Below are 16096 nucleotides of genomic sequence, written 5' to 3'. Positions count from 1 at the left end.
ATACCGATTGCGAGAGAGCAGCCCACCTGCCCTGGAAGCGCGCGCCACCGCCACGCTTGCCCAGGGCGTAGGCAGCTCGACACCACAAACAGATACAACAACGACATCGTGTGTGTTCAACTGTGCCCCGGCACCGCGGTCGGCCTCCGGCATGATCGACCACCACGCGATCGTGCGTGAATTCGATGGTCAGGACTACACATTCAGTCACACCTCCCCGGGCAGATTGAACTACCCGAGCACCTGCGATCAGACCTGGTGCGCCGGAAACCTGCTCTCCGGCATGAAATCAACTGCACCTTCCGACAGTCACCGCTACCGGACGCAAGGCCATAGGACGACTCTCGGATCACCGCCCTCTTACGCGGATCACACGTGGATGCCGAACGTGTCGATCTTGCGGTAGAGAGATGACCGCGCGATCCCCAGTAACTTCGCGGCGGCGACGCGATTGCCACCGCTGTCCCGTAGCGCAGCCACTATGGCATCGCGCTCGACTCTTTCCATTGCCGTCATCGTCCGGCGAGGTGCGGAGCTGAGCGCTGAAGGCAGATCAGCTACTGCGATCGTTCCCGCGGGCTTGGCGCGAAGTACGTGCTTGAGAGTGTCGACCAGTTCACGGACGTTGCCGGGCCAGTGGTACTTCTTCAGGGTTCGCATCGTGTCGTCGCTCAAAGCGGTTTCGCGGTGAGGTGCAGGGTGCATTCGGATGATGTCCGGGATGTCATCGGGGTGATGACGCAATGCGGGGACCTCGACGGTGGCGATGAAATGCTCGGCGAGAGCAGAATTCTGAAGTGCGTCCCCATCAGTGGATGTGGTCGCGACGATCCACCGAGCCGGGTATCGGTGTTGGTCGGCGGACATGAGGACGGCGAAGAGCTCATCGGTGCTCGCGTCGAGTTGGTCGATATGACGAAGGACGATCGTGGTCGCCGCGGAGTCGAGCGCAGTTCGCAATTCCTCGTGAGCGGACTTTCCAGCAGAGCAATCCACGACGACAATCGGGGCTTGCGGATTCTTGTACAGGTGCATGCCCCGAACGAGAGTGAGTTTGCCGCTTCCGGTTTCACCTTTGAGGATCACGTTGGCATCTGTCGCGGCGAGGGACGTCAACTCCCCTCGACACCGGTTCCATTGGAGCGAAGACCCCGCCACCCCCGGAAACACGGGAACCGTGTGCGGGGGTTGCATGGTCTTCGTGGGACGCGATGTCGCCTCGACTTCGAGGAGGATGCCGGCGATGTCGCCGCCATGTTCGACGAGGGTGCGCTTGACGGTGATGCTACCTCCGGACGGAAGGCGCAGGTCGAACTGGGCAACTCGTGACGGATCGAGCATCGACTGTGCTTCCTCGCGGAGAAAAGCCTCGTCGATCGGGTCGAGAAGGCGCGAGCCGATCTCGTTCGACATGAAAACACCGCAACTGAGTGAGTACACCGCCGTCTGCCGGCGCCGACAGGCGACGAGGAACTCGCCGAGCACGAGCTGTTGCTTGATCGATCCCGTGGCGCGAAGAGCCGACTCGATATCACGAGCCGCTCCAAGGGCGAGCTGGCGCATCAACGGGTTCGATGTGTGGGTCAAGCCTGTGATGTCGATCAGTCCTTCGACACGGCCGGTGGTGGGGTTGTGAATGGGCGCGCCGGCACAGGTGAAGTACTGGATCGATTCGTGATAGTGCTGAGCGCCGTCGACGTAGACGGCCATCCCGGTCTCGAGGGCTGTGCCCACTCCATTGGTACCGACGAGCTCTTCGGCGTAGGTGAACCCGGGAGCGAAGTACACCTTGTCCAGCTTCGCGGCGAGGACGGGATCATTGTCCCGCCGGACCAGCACACGCGCATGCTCGTCACTCAACGCGACACTGAGGGACATATCGGACAGGTCGTCATGGAGCCGATCGAGGATCGGCAGGGCGCATCGCACCAGTCGTCGGCGAAGATCGAGGTCTTCGACGTACTGCAGCTGTGGAAGGTGCGAGCCGTCCGGGATGACACCCGCCTGACGTGAGCGTCGCCATGACTGTGCGATGAGGGGCGAGACGTCCTCGGAGGGGGAACCGGCGAGGTCATGGAGGTGCCGGGCGGTGGTCACGCGGCGTCGGCGGTTGTCACTGTCCATCACATTTCCTTGCAGGTCGCAGTACTGCCATCCCCCTCAATGTGCCGCACATCACATTCTATGGATGTCCCAGAATAGGACATCAACCTGCCGTCTCCAACGGCAGTAGCGGGGGGCGGGTACGACCACCCCGCCGGCCGGAGGTCGGCACTCGCGGTCCGCACCGCGCCTACTCCGAGGACCACCGACTGCCGGGATCCGGGGTGCACACCACCATCAGGAGACTGACGTCAGGTCGTCGGCGGCGACCGGATCACCGGGCTCGGCTTCACCCCCAGGGGAAGCCGAGCCCGTTCCATCACCTGCCCCGCCCTACGCATAGAGGTCGACATCGCCGGCAACCGCGCGAAAATCTCGATGTTCTCTGCCGCCACGACCGCCGGCGGGCACACTCACTACCGTCCCGCCCACGTGGACCGTTGTCGTGGCGGCACCGCTTCAGACCTCGATCGCGAGAAGGTCTGCAAGGTGGCGGTCGATCTGCGGCATGTAGGTCGGTGCGACAGCGAACAGGCCCAGATGCCCGAGCACATCTTCGACCACGCGCAGTTCACTGCCCTTGATCAGTTCCTGCTCGGCAGCACAGTCGCGGACCGGGAACAGCTGGTCTTCGTCGATGGGAATCACGAAGGTCTTGGCGGTGATCCGTCCGAGTGCAGCGGCCAGGTCTCCCCCGGTGTGCCGAGAGACGTCGCCGCGTTGCCAGGCCCAGGATTGAGTGAGGAGTGCGTTGGGATCCATCGCCGTGAAGTAGGGTTCGAGGAATCCGGTCAGGAACGCGTCCAGGGATTCGAACTCCATTGATCGCCATACTTCTTGCTTCCAGAACTCGGTCGAGAATCCGAGCACTCCCCAAATGTGGGCCTGCCTGGTGAGGCCGTCGACGACCTGCGTATGGGAAGTGTATTCGCCGCCGTTCCAGCCCGGATCCGACAGGATCGCTTCGCGCATGATCTCCGCGATCAGGAAATCACCGGGAGTGTTGCGTGCCGTACCGGCAATCGGTGCGGCGCGCAGAACCTTGTCGGGGAACCTCACCGCCCATTCGTAGGTCTGCTGAGCTCCCATGGAGCCTCCCGTCACCAACGCGAGGCGTTCGATACCGAAATGCTCCCGGAGCAGCCGCTCCTGGGCCACGACATTGTCCCCGATCCGAACACGAGGGAACTTCGACATGGCGATCTCTGCGTTGACGCCGGTGGCGTTGTGGGGAGACGTCGACAGACCGTTGCCGATCTGATCCACGCAGACGATGAAATACTTGTTCGGGTCGAGAGCATGGTCAGGACCGATGTATGCGTCGCGCCAGATCTGGTGGGTCCCCGAGTACCAGGTGGGGATGAGGATTGCGTTGTCCTTGGCTTCGTTCAGCGTTCCGAAGGTCGCCACCGCGAGCCGGCAGTCCGGGATCGAGCCACCCTCCTCGAGGTCGAGGGCTCCGATGCCGATCAGGTCGTAATCACCGTGGAAGTCGTGCGTGTAGTACGGGTTGTCGATCATCGAGATCGTCCTCCTGAGCTATGAGAAAGCGGTAGCAGCGCATGCTCACCCAATGGATATGTGCCTACGCCGCCGTGAGACGAGCAGTGGTCGACCGCAGGGGTCGGATATCCGAGAAGGTCAGCTCAGCTGGAATCCCTTGTAGCCGGCCGCGGCGGCCGCAAGAGTGAGTTCTCGGTAGGTGCCGACCCCACCGGTGTAGGACAGCACGCGGCGAGGTTTTCCGGGAACGTTCGCGCCGTTGTACCAGGAATTGGTCTTCGAGATCAGTGTGGCATTCGCGGTTTCGTCGTGGTGGGCGACCCATTCGTCCTCACCCTCGACGGTCGGTTCGATGACGGTGTACCCGTGCTCACGCATGTGCCGGATGCATTCGGTGATCCATTCCGTCTGTTGCTGCAGACAGGTGGTCATGTTGCACAGTGCCGCGGAGGGGGCGAGCGGGGCGCCGGTGGTCAGCATGTTGGGATAGCCGTGCACCATCAGGCCCATCGCCGTGCGGATGTCACGCGCCCAGTCGCTCGCGAGCGATCGGTCCTCACGTCCACGGAAATCGATTCGTGTCAGCGCGCCGGATCCCGCATCGAATCCCGTGGCCAGAATGATGACGTCGACTTCGTGCAGCGTGCCGTCCTCCAACAGGATCCCTTCCGGGACGATTCGGCTGATCGGATTGGTGCGCACCCCCACTGCTTCGACATTCGGACGGTGGTAGACCTCGAGATAGTTGGTTTCCAGCGGTACCCGGTGTGTACCGAAGCCGTAGTCGGTCGGAATCAACAGTTCACACAGCTTCGGATCCTTCAGTCGCGCACGCATCTTCTCTCGCACGAACTCGGACACCTGCTCACTGACCTCGTCATCGGAGAACACCTCCGCGAAAGAAGCGAGCCAGAGCTTGAGTGAACCGTTGTCATAGATCTCTTCGAGCCTTTCCCGCCGTTGCTCGGGAGTCAGGTCGACCCATGCATGCTCGAAGTCGTACTCGAAGCCACTGAACGTATGCGGCAACGTCGCGCGAAGTTCCTCGAAGCGCTCCTTGTACGCGGCAACATCCCGGTCGTCGTAGGACGGATTCTTCATCGGCAGGGCGTACTGCGGTGTACGGATGAACACCTTCAGATGTTCGACTTTGTCGGCGATGGTCTGGATGACCTGGATCCCGGTGGCGCCGACACCGATCACTGCGACCCTCTTGCCCGCGACATCGGCACCTTCCTTCGGCCATCGAGAGGTGTGGAAGATCGGGCCGGCGAAGCTTTCCTGGCCCTCGAACACTGACGACATCGGTGCCGACAGCATGCCGGCGCAGGTGATCAGGAACTGGGTGGCAATCGTGTCCCCGCGATCGGTGCGTACGATCCATCGCTTCGAGTCCTCGACGTAGTGCGCGCTGGTGATCGTCGTCGAGAATTGGATGTCGCGACGCAGGTCGAGACTGTCGGTCACATAATGCAACCACTGCTCGATTTCGGGTTGGCCGGGGAAACGCTGACTCCAGCTCCAGTTCTTGTACAGCTCATCGGAGAACAGGTACTGGTAGATGTAGGCCTCCGAATCGAATCGGGCACCCGGATAGCGATTCCAGTACCAGGTGCCGCCGACGTCGGAGGCGGTATCGAAGGCGCGCACCCGCAGCCCCAGCTCGCGAAGCTGATGCAGCTGATACAGGCCGGCGACTCCCGCACCGATGATCAACGCATCCAGCTCGAGTGACACCTCGGTATCAGCAAGTCCGACCGCAGAGGAAGAGTGAAGCGACATGTCCTAGCCTTTCTGTAGTGCAGGTCACGTGGAAGTCATCATGGTGATGTGCGCCTCACTCAGCTGTCCCATCTTCGGACACTTTCCGGCTTCGCAGACACGGATATCACCGAGTCCGGCGCCTCTCGCACCGCCAGCACCCCAGCAGAACCGATCTACAACTCGGGGATGTTTTCGACGACGCGGTGGGCAACCTTCGGCACAGAGTCCTGTAGTACATCCGAAATATAATGTCGCGCAATGATTCCTACCACCAGTCCAGTTCCGGACCCATCTTGCCGCATGCTCGACACCGCCGCGATCGCGATCTCGATTCGGGTCGCTGCCGCATCGATATGAGCACACAGTCGGCGATCCGACACATTCCGGCCTTCCAACCGCGACCGTTGGATGCCACAGAATCCGAACCGTGTTCCGGTAGCTGCAATTCGAATTGCCATCGACTGATCCCTTGCGGCCGGGATCCGCCACGAAGACGGGACGAATCACAGCTTCCCGACGACCCGAACGAAGGGGACATTCGCCGAAACATGGACACCAGACCGACCGGGCCTGTTCAAAATACGCATGATCTTGCAGAAAACGAATAATCTGCACGAGCACCGCCTGATCTTCTCGCCGGCGATCTTCTGCTGACGAGGAGAGCCGACGGGGCACGACACTTCGGCGCAGGGGGTCGGAGTCGTCGACTGCCCCGTCGGCGGTCAGGCGACCGGCCGCGCCACCGGTCGCGATCGAACTCAACGCGGTGACGGAAGGAAACGAGCGGGAATCCGATACCGACGGACAGCGTGGCGTCCGCCACCGCCACGGCCGGCGTCCGCCGAAGGAGAGGCCAATCGTTTTTGCTAAGGCCTCAGCCTTAATCCGTACATGGACGCAGACTCGTCCATACATCGTGCAGCCGACGAACTCGACCTTTGACTGCCTGAGGGAGATCGGGCATACAGCCCTTCACGGTGCACCACGTCGAGTCGGCAACCATTCAGCGAAGGAACCGCCGCGACCGAGGAGGCGAGGCTGTCCGGGTCGCCCCGTTGCGTTGGTCTGGTTTGAAACATAAGTCGCGTTAGGTACGCTGCTGTCGCTGCTCGGGGGCCGAGATCGCAGTCCTGCCCGGACGGTTCGGCACGCGACCGCCGGCGCAGGTGCTTGAGCGTGCCTTGGTAAGGAACACTGATGTCACACGAAATGCACCATTTCGATCTGGGACTGTGGGTGCTCTTTCTCGCCTACGGCACCTCGATCGCCGGGTCCTTCGTCGGCCTGTCCTGCGCTCGCCGAGCCGCTACCACCCCACTCGGTCCGACGCGCTGGCGCTGGTTGGTGATGGCAGCCCTGTCCATCGGCGGTGTCGGGATCTGGATGACCCACTTCATCGCCATGATGGGCTTCGCGGTGCCCGGCACCATCATCCGCTACGACCCGATGCTGACGATCCTCTCGGCGGTCATCGCTATCGGCGCGACCCTGTTCGGGCTGTGGCTGGTCGATCTACGGGCTTTGGCCGGGCGTCCGATCCTGGACAGGTCGGCGTTACTGATCGGCGGCGCCGTGATGGGCGTCGCGGTGAGCCTGATGCACTACTGCGGCATGGCCGCTATCCGCATTCGCGGCGAACTGTCCCACGACCCGGTACTCACCGCCGCCTCGGTGGCTATCGGGATCGGGGCGTCCATCGCCGCGTTGTGGTTGGTACGAACGGCATTCATCCGAGCCACGCGTCTGCTCGGCGCGCTGGTGATGGGTTGTGCAGTGGCGGCATTGCACTACACGGGCATGGCTGGAGTTCACGCGTCCTTGGACCCGACGGCCACCATGCCGGAGGGCGCGACGCTCCTCGATTTGATGCTTCCGGCATACATTTTCGGCACGATCATACTGGCCGCGCCGCTCGTCGCATTGGTGCTCGCTCGCCAGAGTGCCGACACCGAGGTCGACGAAGCGATCGCCACGTGGAGCGCGGAGATCAATGATGCTGTCCCCTACCCCGGTGACCGGGGGCAGGAGGCCACAGCTGAACTCGACACTCGTCGGGACGTTCCGCGTCGACCTGCCGATCCCCTTCGCAAGGGTGATGTGCAGGTAGTGCCACACGAACGAGTGCGGTAACCACCTCTCTGGTGAAGGACCCACCGTTCGGCGGGTCCTTCACCAGCCCCGGCGCACGAGTGTTTGTTGAGGGCAGGGGCATTCGCCGGTCTGGATGCTGCCACTGGTGATCAGTGTGCGATGTACTTGGTGGCGAGATACTCGTCGATACCTTCGACCGATCCTTCGCGGCCGAAGCCGGACTCCTTCACCCCTCCGAAGGGTGCGGCCGCGTCGGCGATGATGCCTCGGTTGATTCCGACCATGCCGGTCTCGAGTGCGTTGGCGACTCGGGACGCTCGGTCGAGATTCTGGGTGTAGAAGTACGCAGCGAGGCCGTATTCGGTGTTGTTCGCCGCCGCGATCGCTTCGTCCTCCGTATCGAAGGTGGTGATCGCGGCTACCGGGCCGAAAATCTCCTCACGCAGCAGACGCGCGTCGGGACTCACACCGTCGAGAACGGTCGGGGAATAGAACGTTCCCGGCCCGTCAGGACGGCCACCGCCGATGCGGATACGTGCACCCTTCGCGACGGCGTCTTCGACCAGAGCATCGACGGTGGCGCACTGCTTCGCGGTGATCAGCGGTCCGATGTCGGTTCCTGCTTCGAGACCGTGTCCGGTGCGCAAGGCACCGATGCGTGCGGTGAACTTCTCGCTGAACTCTTCTGCGACGCTACGTGCGACGTGGAATCGGTTGGCTGCTGTACATGCTTGGCCGCCGTTGCGGAATTTTGCTGCCATCGCGCCGTCGACCGCTGCATCGACATCAGCGTCGTCGAACACGAGGAAGGGGGCATTGCCTCCGAGTTCCATCGACATTCGCAGGAGCCGATCCGCTGATTGGCGAACCAGCAGCTTGCCGACACCGGTGGATCCGGTGAACGTGATCTTGCGCAGCTCAGCGCTGTCGATCAGTGGTGCGGTCAGCGCTGCAGCATCGGAGGTCGGCAGAATCGACAGCACACCCTCGGGCAGACCCGCATCGGCGAAAATCTGACCGACCAGCAGCATCGTCAAGGGCGTTTCGGCCGCTGGTTTGACGATGATCGAACATCCGGCCGCCAGTGCTGGACCGATCTTGCGCGTGGCCATGGCCAGCGGAAAGTTCCAGGGGGTGATGGCCAGTACCGGCCCGACCGGTTCTCTGGTGACGACGATGGTGCCGGTTCCCGACGGGGACGGCGAGACTCGCCCGCTGATTCGGTTCGCTTCCTCGGCAAACCAGTGCAGGAATGATGCGCCGTATTCGATCTCCGCATACGCCTCGTGGAGCGGTTTACCCATCTCGAGAGTGATGGTGCGCGCGAGGTCGTCTGCCCGCTGGTGGATGAGTTCGAATGCGGTGCGCAGTATTTCGCCACGTCGACGCGAGGGGGTCCGCGCCCAGTCCCCTTGCACGGTAGTGGCGTGTTCGAGAGCTCGGCGTCCGTCCTCGGGCGCGGCGTCGGCGACATGCGCAATCACGGCACCGGTCGCGGGGTCCTCTACGGGGAAAGTGGTGCCGGTAGACGAATCGACGAGTTTTCCACCGATCCAGAGTTGGGTGGGGACGCCCGCGGGGAGAGTGTGGGTCATAGCTCCTGCCGAGTGTGTGAAGGTTCATCGTCACGCCCGGCCAGTCGGCATCCGAAGCGGGAGCCGAGGCCGATGCAGGTCGCTCGGGTGTGGCCACCCGCGTTCGGTGGCCACACCCGAGCGGGCGAGCGGGTACTAGCTGGTGGTGACGGACTTGCGTGCCTTGTCCTGGAGGATTTCGAGTGCCCGGATGAGGTATCCACGGAAGACCGTGTGGTTTTCGCTCATCGGGAAGTGGCCGATCTCCTTCATCTCGATGAACTCGGCGTTCGGGATCTGCGCCGCGGTCCGGGCGCTGTCCTCGGGGGTGGTGAGGTAGTCGTAGTCACCGGTCAGCATCACAACCGGGCACCGGTCACCGTCGATGTCCGCGAGCTTTCCGCGCAGGTCGTGATCGACCGAGTAGAAGTGCAGGTCACCGCGGAAGGACTCGGAACCCTGGCTGTAGTAGAACCAGGTCTTCCAGCGGTCCGCCTCGGGCGACTGAGGTGCCATCAGGTCCCACACGCCGCTCGCGCAGACCTGTGCCGCGTTGGCGTGGGGGTGCTGCCACCAGTCGAGGTAGAAGCCGGGCGAATAGTCCGCACCCTCGACAGGGATGACGCCGGCGAAGCGGTCAGGGTGCCGAAGCGCAAGCTGCAGGGCGATGTTCCCACCGAACGAGGAGCCCATGAAGATCGGGTTCTCGAGTTCGAGCGCGTCGCACAGCGCCACGATGAAATTGGCGAAGTGGTCCGCGGAAAGCTGGTATTCCTCGGTCCACCATTCGGTGTTCTCCGGCGGATCCGACTTGCCGTGCCGCGGCAGGTCGTAGGCGATGACACGGTAGTTGGCGGTGATCTCCTCGTCTTCGAGCAGACCGCGCCATTGGTGGTTGTGGCAGCCGGCGGTGTGTTGGCACACCAGCGGCTGGCCGGTGCCGTTCTCGAGGTAGAAGACCTTGTACAGCAGTCCGTCGACGTCGACGTCGACGTAGTGGCCGGTGACCGGGGAAATCTTGCTCATCAGTGTTCCTTACGGCTCAAAGGGGGTGGGAGGATCAGACCGGGACGCCGACGGTGCGCAGGAGTTCGATCTGGCGGGTGATGCACCGCAGGTTCTGCATCAGCACCAGGATGTCGCCTTCGAGCTTCATGTCGCGCTGGAAGCTCGCGGCCCAGATGCCGTGGTACATCGGGGCGGGAACCGGGACGCCGAAGTTACGCCAGGTGTCCGCGCTGGCACGCAGCGCGAACTGGTACGGCACATCCAGCGGACCGGGGTCGATCGCGATGTCCACCACGTTGCCGCGGCTCATCTGGATGACGAACGTGTGGTCGGTCATGTCGAGCAGGTACGAGCAGGTGAAGTACTTGCCGTGTGCCTGGATCTCGGGGTCGGTGTTGTTCGCCTCGGTGAACGAGGCAGCCCAGTCGGCCGTGTCGAGGGCACGCGTAGTGACGGTCATGTGGGATTCCTTCGATGAGGGAGACAGCGAGGCCGAGTGCGAGCACTCGCTCCGGTATGCCGGCCCGAATCCGGAAAGTGCTGGCCTCCCGGATGCCGTGCCGGCCATGACAGCCATCACACCTCGTGTCCGCTGGGTGCGTCCAATACCTATCCGGCCCGGATCGATAGGCAATGACTACTGGTCTCCTCCGGCGGCATTGTCTATCTTCGGAAATATGCAACCCCAGCTCGACCTGCGACTTCTGTCCTATTTCGTGGCAGTTGCCGAAGAGCTGCACTTCGGGCGCGCAGCCGCCCGTCTGCACATCGCTCAGCCCTCACTGAGCGTGCAGATCCGCAAACTCGAGCAGAACCTCGGCGCAGTGCTGCTGCTGCGCAGCAGCAGGCATGTCGAACTGACCCCTGCCGGCCAGATCCTGCTCGACGAAAGCCGCCGGTTGCTGGCGAACGCCGAACGTGCAGTCAACCTCACCCGCGAGGCCGCCCACGGCGTCAGTACCCGCAAGCTGGTCATCGGCTTCCAAGGCAACGCAGCTGCAGAGCTGACACCGCACATTCTCAGTACGTTCCAGTCGCTGCATCCGGGCATCCAGGTGCAGATGCATTCCTACGACTTCTCCGACCCGTATGTCGGGTTGGCCGACGGATCCTCCGATGTCGCCTTCGTCCGGCCCCCACTGTTGATGCAGGACTGGCTGGGCATGGAAACCCTGTTCGTCGAACCCCGCGTGATGGTCGTGTCTGCGAATCATCCGCTCGCCCAGTTGCCCGAGGTGAGCGTCGAACAGGTCACCAACGAGTTCTTCGTCGCACGTAAAGCCCCCGAGAACTGGCGAAACTACTGGCTGGCCACAGAATCGCGCCAAGGCGAACCGGTGCGGGTCGGCGCAGACGTCGCCACCGTCGACGAATGCTTCGAAGCGATCCTTGCCGAGCGCGGCGTGGCATTCTCACAAGCCTCGACGCAACGCTTCTACAGCAGACCGAGCCTGGCATTCGTGCCGGTGACCGACATCCCGCCCACGGCGCTGTCCATCGCCTGGCGCACGGATGTCGCGTCCAAACCCGTACAGGATTTCATCGACACAGCACGCGCTGTGGCCTCGCTCCACACCGTGCCCGGAGCATGGTCCACCCGGCCTCACAACTCGATCACCGAAGGTGCCCACCGCACGACAGGCTGACTTCTCCTGGCCCCTCGAATCGGCATTCCGATCACTGGTGCCTGCTTACCGAACTCATTGCTCAGCGTGCGAGACCTGACCCCGCTATCTCACCGGTCTTCCCCTTCGATGCTCCTGCGCCGGAGGCGCCGAGGGCAACGAGCCCGCGTCCTTCGACACCTGGCTCGTCTCGTTCTTTCATGCGTTGCCGCCGCGGGACCCCGTACCGCCTTTGGGACGGCATCGTCCTCGACGACCCGACCCGGCCCGAGGGTCACCGTGTCACAGAGAACGACAACAGCTTTCAAGATAGAATCGTTTCTATGGGAGAAAATTCAATCAGTGGGGACCCCGTCTTCTACGTCGATTGTGATCCGGGAATCGATGATGCACTGGCGTTGATATACCTCATCAAATGCCACGCCGATCTGCGTGGCATCGGAGCAGTTGCCGGCAATGTCGCTGTGGACCAGGCCGCAGAGAACGCGCGTCGCTGGCTCGCGCTGACCGGCCGCCCCGATATCCCGGTCGCAGTAGGAAGACAGGAACCGATGACCGGGGAATTTTGGGGAGGTGCTCAATGGATCCACGGACCCAACGGGTTCGCCGGCCTGGACTTACCTCCGTCCCAAACGCCCACGGACCATATGGCCGCCGCAGAACGGCTGGTCGCAACGGCTCACGAGATCGGGTCCCGCCTTCACATCATCGCTCTCGGCCCACTGACGAACATCGCGGTCGCACTGGCGATCGACGAAACCCTCCCAGAAACTGCCGGTGCCATCACCATCATGGGCGGCGCTCACCTCGTTCCCGGCAATGTCTCCCCCCACGCCGAGGCCAACATCTTCGCCGACCCCGTGGCCGCATCGCAAGTGTTCTCTGCCCCCTGGCGGAATCTCACGCTGGTACCGCTCGACATCACGAACAATCACAGTCTTTCCCGAACCGACGTGGACCTGCTGCAGACCGCATCCACCGATCCGGCAGTCCAACTCGCTGCAACGATGCTCGCCTACTATCTCGACCGACACCCGGAGTTCGACCACTCCAAATGCCTGTTGCACGACCCCCTTGCCGCAGCGATTGCCCTCGGTTCGGTCAGCTTGAACGAGTCCCCCTCGTGCACGATTTCGGTAGAAACCGACGGAGAGCATCGTGGCCGCACGCTCGTGACCTTCGACGAGGACGCATCACCGGACACGTCGGCATCGCGGCACCGCATCGCCTTGTCCGCGACTGCCGATTTCGGCCCCCTTCTCATGAGCGCCCTGCTCCCGAATGCCCAGACACTTCGGGAGCCTGACGCACAGATCATCTCTTTGCCCAGTTGCCCACAATGAGCGCCGACCAGGTCACCGACAAGGCCCCCATTGCACGGACACCACCCGAAAACCGACGAAAGCATTGGCTGGTTCAGACGAATCACGACAACTCGGTCACCGATCACCCCACCACAGGCCGGCTCTCACCTACGACGTCGAGACTGCGTTCTTGTCACAATGGCCCCGTCTCACCGAACCCCGGTCAAGGTGCGAAACCTGACCACAATCATCTCGATTGATCCGTCTTTGATGTTCCCGCCACCGGATGCCCCGAGGACACCTACCCCGTCTCGTTCGACGCCTCGCTCATCTTCTCCATGCGTTGCCGTTGCCGGACCCCGTATGCCGCCTCTCGGACGGCGGCGTCGTCCTCGAGCCCCGACCCGAGCGCCCCGCCGATGGTCGCAATGGACGTCAGCAACCAGGTGAGCGTCAGATAGTCGGAGAAGCTCACCCCGTGCCCGAGAACACGGGACAACAGTTCCGGGGGAAGAGTCAAACTCGCAGTAGCCAACAGCAGACAAAACAGAGCCACGTGCAGCACGACGACACCGACGGTCAAGGTCACCACGGTCGCGGTGTTGTACAGCACCGAACGGTCACGCTCCTCCGGCGATTTCGGACGCTCCCACAGTTCATGGTCGAGGATCAGCCAGAGAATCATCGCCATGATCGACAGGACCGTCACCGCACTCATACGCCACGGTCCCATCGTGTCGGCGAACAACCAGATCGTATTGGTGGCCAAGGCGATCGCCCCCGTGGCGAACGCGCCCACGAGAACCTTCGACAGTCCGGTCACCAGCCGCCACGGCCGGTTGGCACGCACCATCCCCGACAACAACCGCAGTCGCCGCAGTCCCGAAGGCGCAAAATACCGGATGCCGTCCTCGATCTGCGTAGACGGAAACTGCCGCGCGGCCCCGGGCGGGAGTTCCGGCTCACCGAGTATGTAGGTGATCGCAAGTTCGGTGACCGTGCGAACGCGACGCTCGATGTCGAAACCACCCACTCCCGCGACCGAGACGAGCGCGAATTTGTGGTCGGCGCTGACGTCGGCCACCACAGGCAAGGTGTTATCGCGGCGCGGCAGATCGGTGAGGTAGACGACGATGTCTTCGTGTTCGGAAGACGGATCGACCGTGTCGATGACCTCCGCGAACTCCGCTTGCTCGTCGGGAAGATACGGTTCGTTGCGCACACACATCGTCCACCGGCGCTCGACCCGAGCAGAGCTGCGCAGGCGTTCCGGCAGGTACTCCGCAATGCGTTCGGCCAGTGCCGCCGGCTCGCCCGGATCGGCGATCAACAACACCGAGACCTGCTCACCGCCGGCACCGGAACGCGATCCTTGCAGATGCTCGTTCGCCGACACCGTCTTCGCGTACCCGCTCGGTACCCCTGCAAACTCCATGCAGTCGCACACACATTGCCGTGCAGCGCGACGTCGGCTGTCACCCGACGAACTCGCGAGCTTCCGCGATTCGCGATCTCCATCAACAACCCTGGGCACGGGCCGCCCTTCGGTTCGTCGACCTGACGAAAAGCGAACCGAAGGACGGCCCATGCCGTGGAGACGCATTACGGCAGCGCTCACCGAACACCGACAGAGACGGCTACCCGGACCGACCCGCAAGCGGGTACGCGGACATCCGTTCGCGGAGCAGCCCCGGCTCCGACTCCTCGGCATGTCGCCGACTCGTACTACTTGTGCGCCAGTGACTGACCTTCCGCCACCGCACGGTCGGGGTGTTTGTCGCTCCGGACCCATCGACCCAGGAGCAGTACCGCCACGCCGGCCACGAGCATGGGAATCGACATCGCATAGAACACTGCACTGGCGGACCACCCCATCCCGAGAGCCGCTCCGACCACGATCGGCCCGACGATTCCACCGATGCGGCCCACACCCAATGCCCAACCGACACCGGTCGAACGCATCGACGTCGGATAGAACACCGCAGACAAGGCGATCAAGCTCTTCTGCCCACCGCTGATACACACACCAGCAAAGAAGTTGGCAGTCAGCAGGACCCACAACGGCGCACTCAAAGCAAGACCGGTCAACGCGACGAACGCGAATCCGACGATGTACACCGTTCCGAGGGTGAGATACGCACCGAGTCGGTCCATACACGGCCCGGTGACAAACGCCGCAGCGATGCCGCCGACAGTCGTCAGGGTCGTAGCGGTGACCACCGTACCCATGTCGTAGTCCAGGCTCGTCATGATCGACGGTAGCCAACTCTGCAGTGCGTAGAACTCACCGAGATTGATGACGAAGACCAACCACAGCAGCAGCGTGCCCAACACCCGGTCACGGGTGAACAGGTTCCCCAGTGCAGTGCGCTGTTCGTCAGGCTGCTTCTCTGCCTCGTAGGTGAAGTCGGAGCCGGCGGCGAGACCGGGATCGATCCTGCGCAGGATCGACCTGACCCGCTTGGGTTCGGCACCTTTGTTGATCATCAAGGTGAGCGAGTCCGGCAGAAAGCGCAGCAATGCCGGGAGCAGCAGAAGCGGTGCTACTGCGCCGACGACCAGCACCGACCGCCAGCCGAAGATCGGGATCAGCCAACCGGAGACCAACCCTGCCGCGACGAAACCGAGGGAGAAACCGCAGTAGATCGCCAGGACGAAGGTCGCTCGAAGACGCTTGGGGCTGTATTCGCCCGTCAGCGCGATGGCACTGGGCGCAGCAGCACCGAGTCCCATTCCGGTGATGAAACGCAACGCCATCAGCTCGGTGACGTTCTGCGACCAGGCCGCGGCCAACGTGCCGAGCGCGAAGAGGACTGTGCTCGCAATAATCATCCGGCGGTGACCGAACCGCTCGGACAGCGGCGAGAGCGCCAGATAGCCGACCATCAGACCGGCGAGAGCGGCAGAGAAGATGGGCCCGAGCACTTGTTTCGACAGACCCCACTCCTCGGCGATGTGGGGCGCCATGTAGCTGATGCTCTGGGTGTCGAAGCCGTCGATGAACATGACCAACCCACACAGGCCGATCACGATGTACTGGTATCGACTCACCGGCCGCGAATCGATGAAATCCGGCAGTGTCACGCGCGATGGTGCGATGGACATGAGTGCCTCACAGTGTCTG

Annotated in this window: 11 protein-coding genes; 3 read left to right on the top strand and 8 right to left on the bottom strand. The window is 62.9% G+C overall.

Annotation, left to right across the window (positions count from 1 at the left end; translation table 11 throughout):
* Positions 1–369: 369 nt before the first annotated feature.
* The 3 genes from OCS65_RS29310 to OCS65_RS29300 all read right to left on the bottom strand — a co-directional run bounded on the left by OCS65_RS29310 (position 370) and on the right by OCS65_RS29300 (position 5388).
* Complete coding sequence (locus tag OCS65_RS29310) at positions 370–2124, bottom strand: sigma-54-dependent Fis family transcriptional regulator (protein WP_263510548.1); 1755 nt, start codon at positions 2122–2124, stop codon at positions 370–372.
* 438 nt (positions 2125–2562) lie between these two features.
* A complete protein-coding gene (locus tag OCS65_RS29305) occupies positions 2563–3624 on the bottom strand; it encodes an alpha/beta fold hydrolase (RefSeq protein ID WP_263510547.1) in 1062 nt (353 codons plus the stop codon).
* A 120-nt stretch (positions 3625–3744) separates the two neighbouring features.
* On the bottom strand, positions 3745–5388 hold the full coding sequence (locus OCS65_RS29300) for a flavin-containing monooxygenase (RefSeq protein ID WP_263510546.1): 1644 nt from the start codon (positions 5386–5388) through the stop codon (positions 3745–3747).
* Between the two features lie 1179 nt (positions 5389–6567).
* On the opposite strand from OCS65_RS29300, the gene OCS65_RS29295 reads away from it, so the two are divergent.
* Positions 6568–7500 (top strand): MHYT domain-containing protein, encoded by a 933-nt coding sequence (locus OCS65_RS29295; RefSeq protein WP_263510545.1) that lies wholly within the window; start codon positions 6568–6570, stop codon positions 7498–7500.
* 110 nt (positions 7501–7610) lie between these two features.
* On the opposite strand, the gene OCS65_RS29290 is transcribed toward OCS65_RS29295, so the two are convergent.
* From OCS65_RS29290 to OCS65_RS29280, 3 genes are all read right to left on the bottom strand, one after another.
* Positions 7611–9056, bottom strand: a complete 1446-nt coding sequence (locus OCS65_RS29290; RefSeq protein WP_263510544.1) for an NAD-dependent succinate-semialdehyde dehydrogenase — start codon at positions 9054–9056, stop codon at positions 7611–7613.
* A 135-nt stretch (positions 9057–9191) separates the two neighbouring features.
* Positions 9192–10061 carry an alpha/beta fold hydrolase gene (locus tag OCS65_RS29285; protein ID WP_085470984.1) on the bottom strand — a complete coding sequence of 290 codons (870 nt, stop codon included), beginning with the start codon at positions 10059–10061 and terminating at the stop codon, positions 9192–9194.
* Between the two features lie 34 nt (positions 10062–10095).
* Complete coding sequence (locus OCS65_RS29280; protein ID WP_088898932.1) at positions 10096–10503, bottom strand: hypothetical protein; 408 nt, start codon at positions 10501–10503, stop codon at positions 10096–10098.
* 217 nt (positions 10504–10720) lie between these two features.
* Here OCS65_RS29280 and OCS65_RS29275 point away from each other — a divergent pair, with 217 nt between their 5' ends.
* Positions 10721–11689, top strand: coding sequence for a LysR family transcriptional regulator (locus OCS65_RS29275; protein WP_263510543.1), 969 nt, complete (start codon positions 10721–10723; stop codon positions 11687–11689).
* A 302-nt stretch (positions 11690–11991) separates the two neighbouring features.
* The gene (locus OCS65_RS29270) at positions 11992–13011 is read left to right on the top strand and encodes a nucleoside hydrolase (protein ID WP_263510542.1); all 1020 of its coding nucleotides are present in this window, start codon (positions 11992–11994) and stop codon (positions 13009–13011) included.
* 262 nt (positions 13012–13273) lie between these two features.
* Here OCS65_RS29270 and OCS65_RS29265 read toward each other — a convergent pair whose 3' ends face one another.
* Positions 13274–14368 carry a hypothetical protein gene (locus OCS65_RS29265; protein ID WP_263510541.1) on the bottom strand — a complete coding sequence of 365 codons (1095 nt, stop codon included), beginning with the start codon at positions 14366–14368 and terminating at the stop codon, positions 13274–13276.
* Between the two features lie 329 nt (positions 14369–14697).
* The gene (locus tag OCS65_RS29260) at positions 14698–16077 is read right to left on the bottom strand and encodes an MFS transporter (RefSeq protein ID WP_263510540.1); all 1380 of its coding nucleotides are present in this window, start codon (positions 16075–16077) and stop codon (positions 14698–14700) included.
* Positions 16078–16096 lie beyond the last annotated feature (19 nt).

Source organism: Rhodococcus aetherivorans (genome assembly GCF_025722975.1).
Taxonomy (GTDB): Bacteria; Actinomycetota; Actinomycetes; order Mycobacteriales; family Mycobacteriaceae; genus Rhodococcus; species Rhodococcus aetherivorans.
Note: the sequence above shows the minus strand (reverse complement) of the source record. Positions and strands in the feature narration are given on the sequence as shown.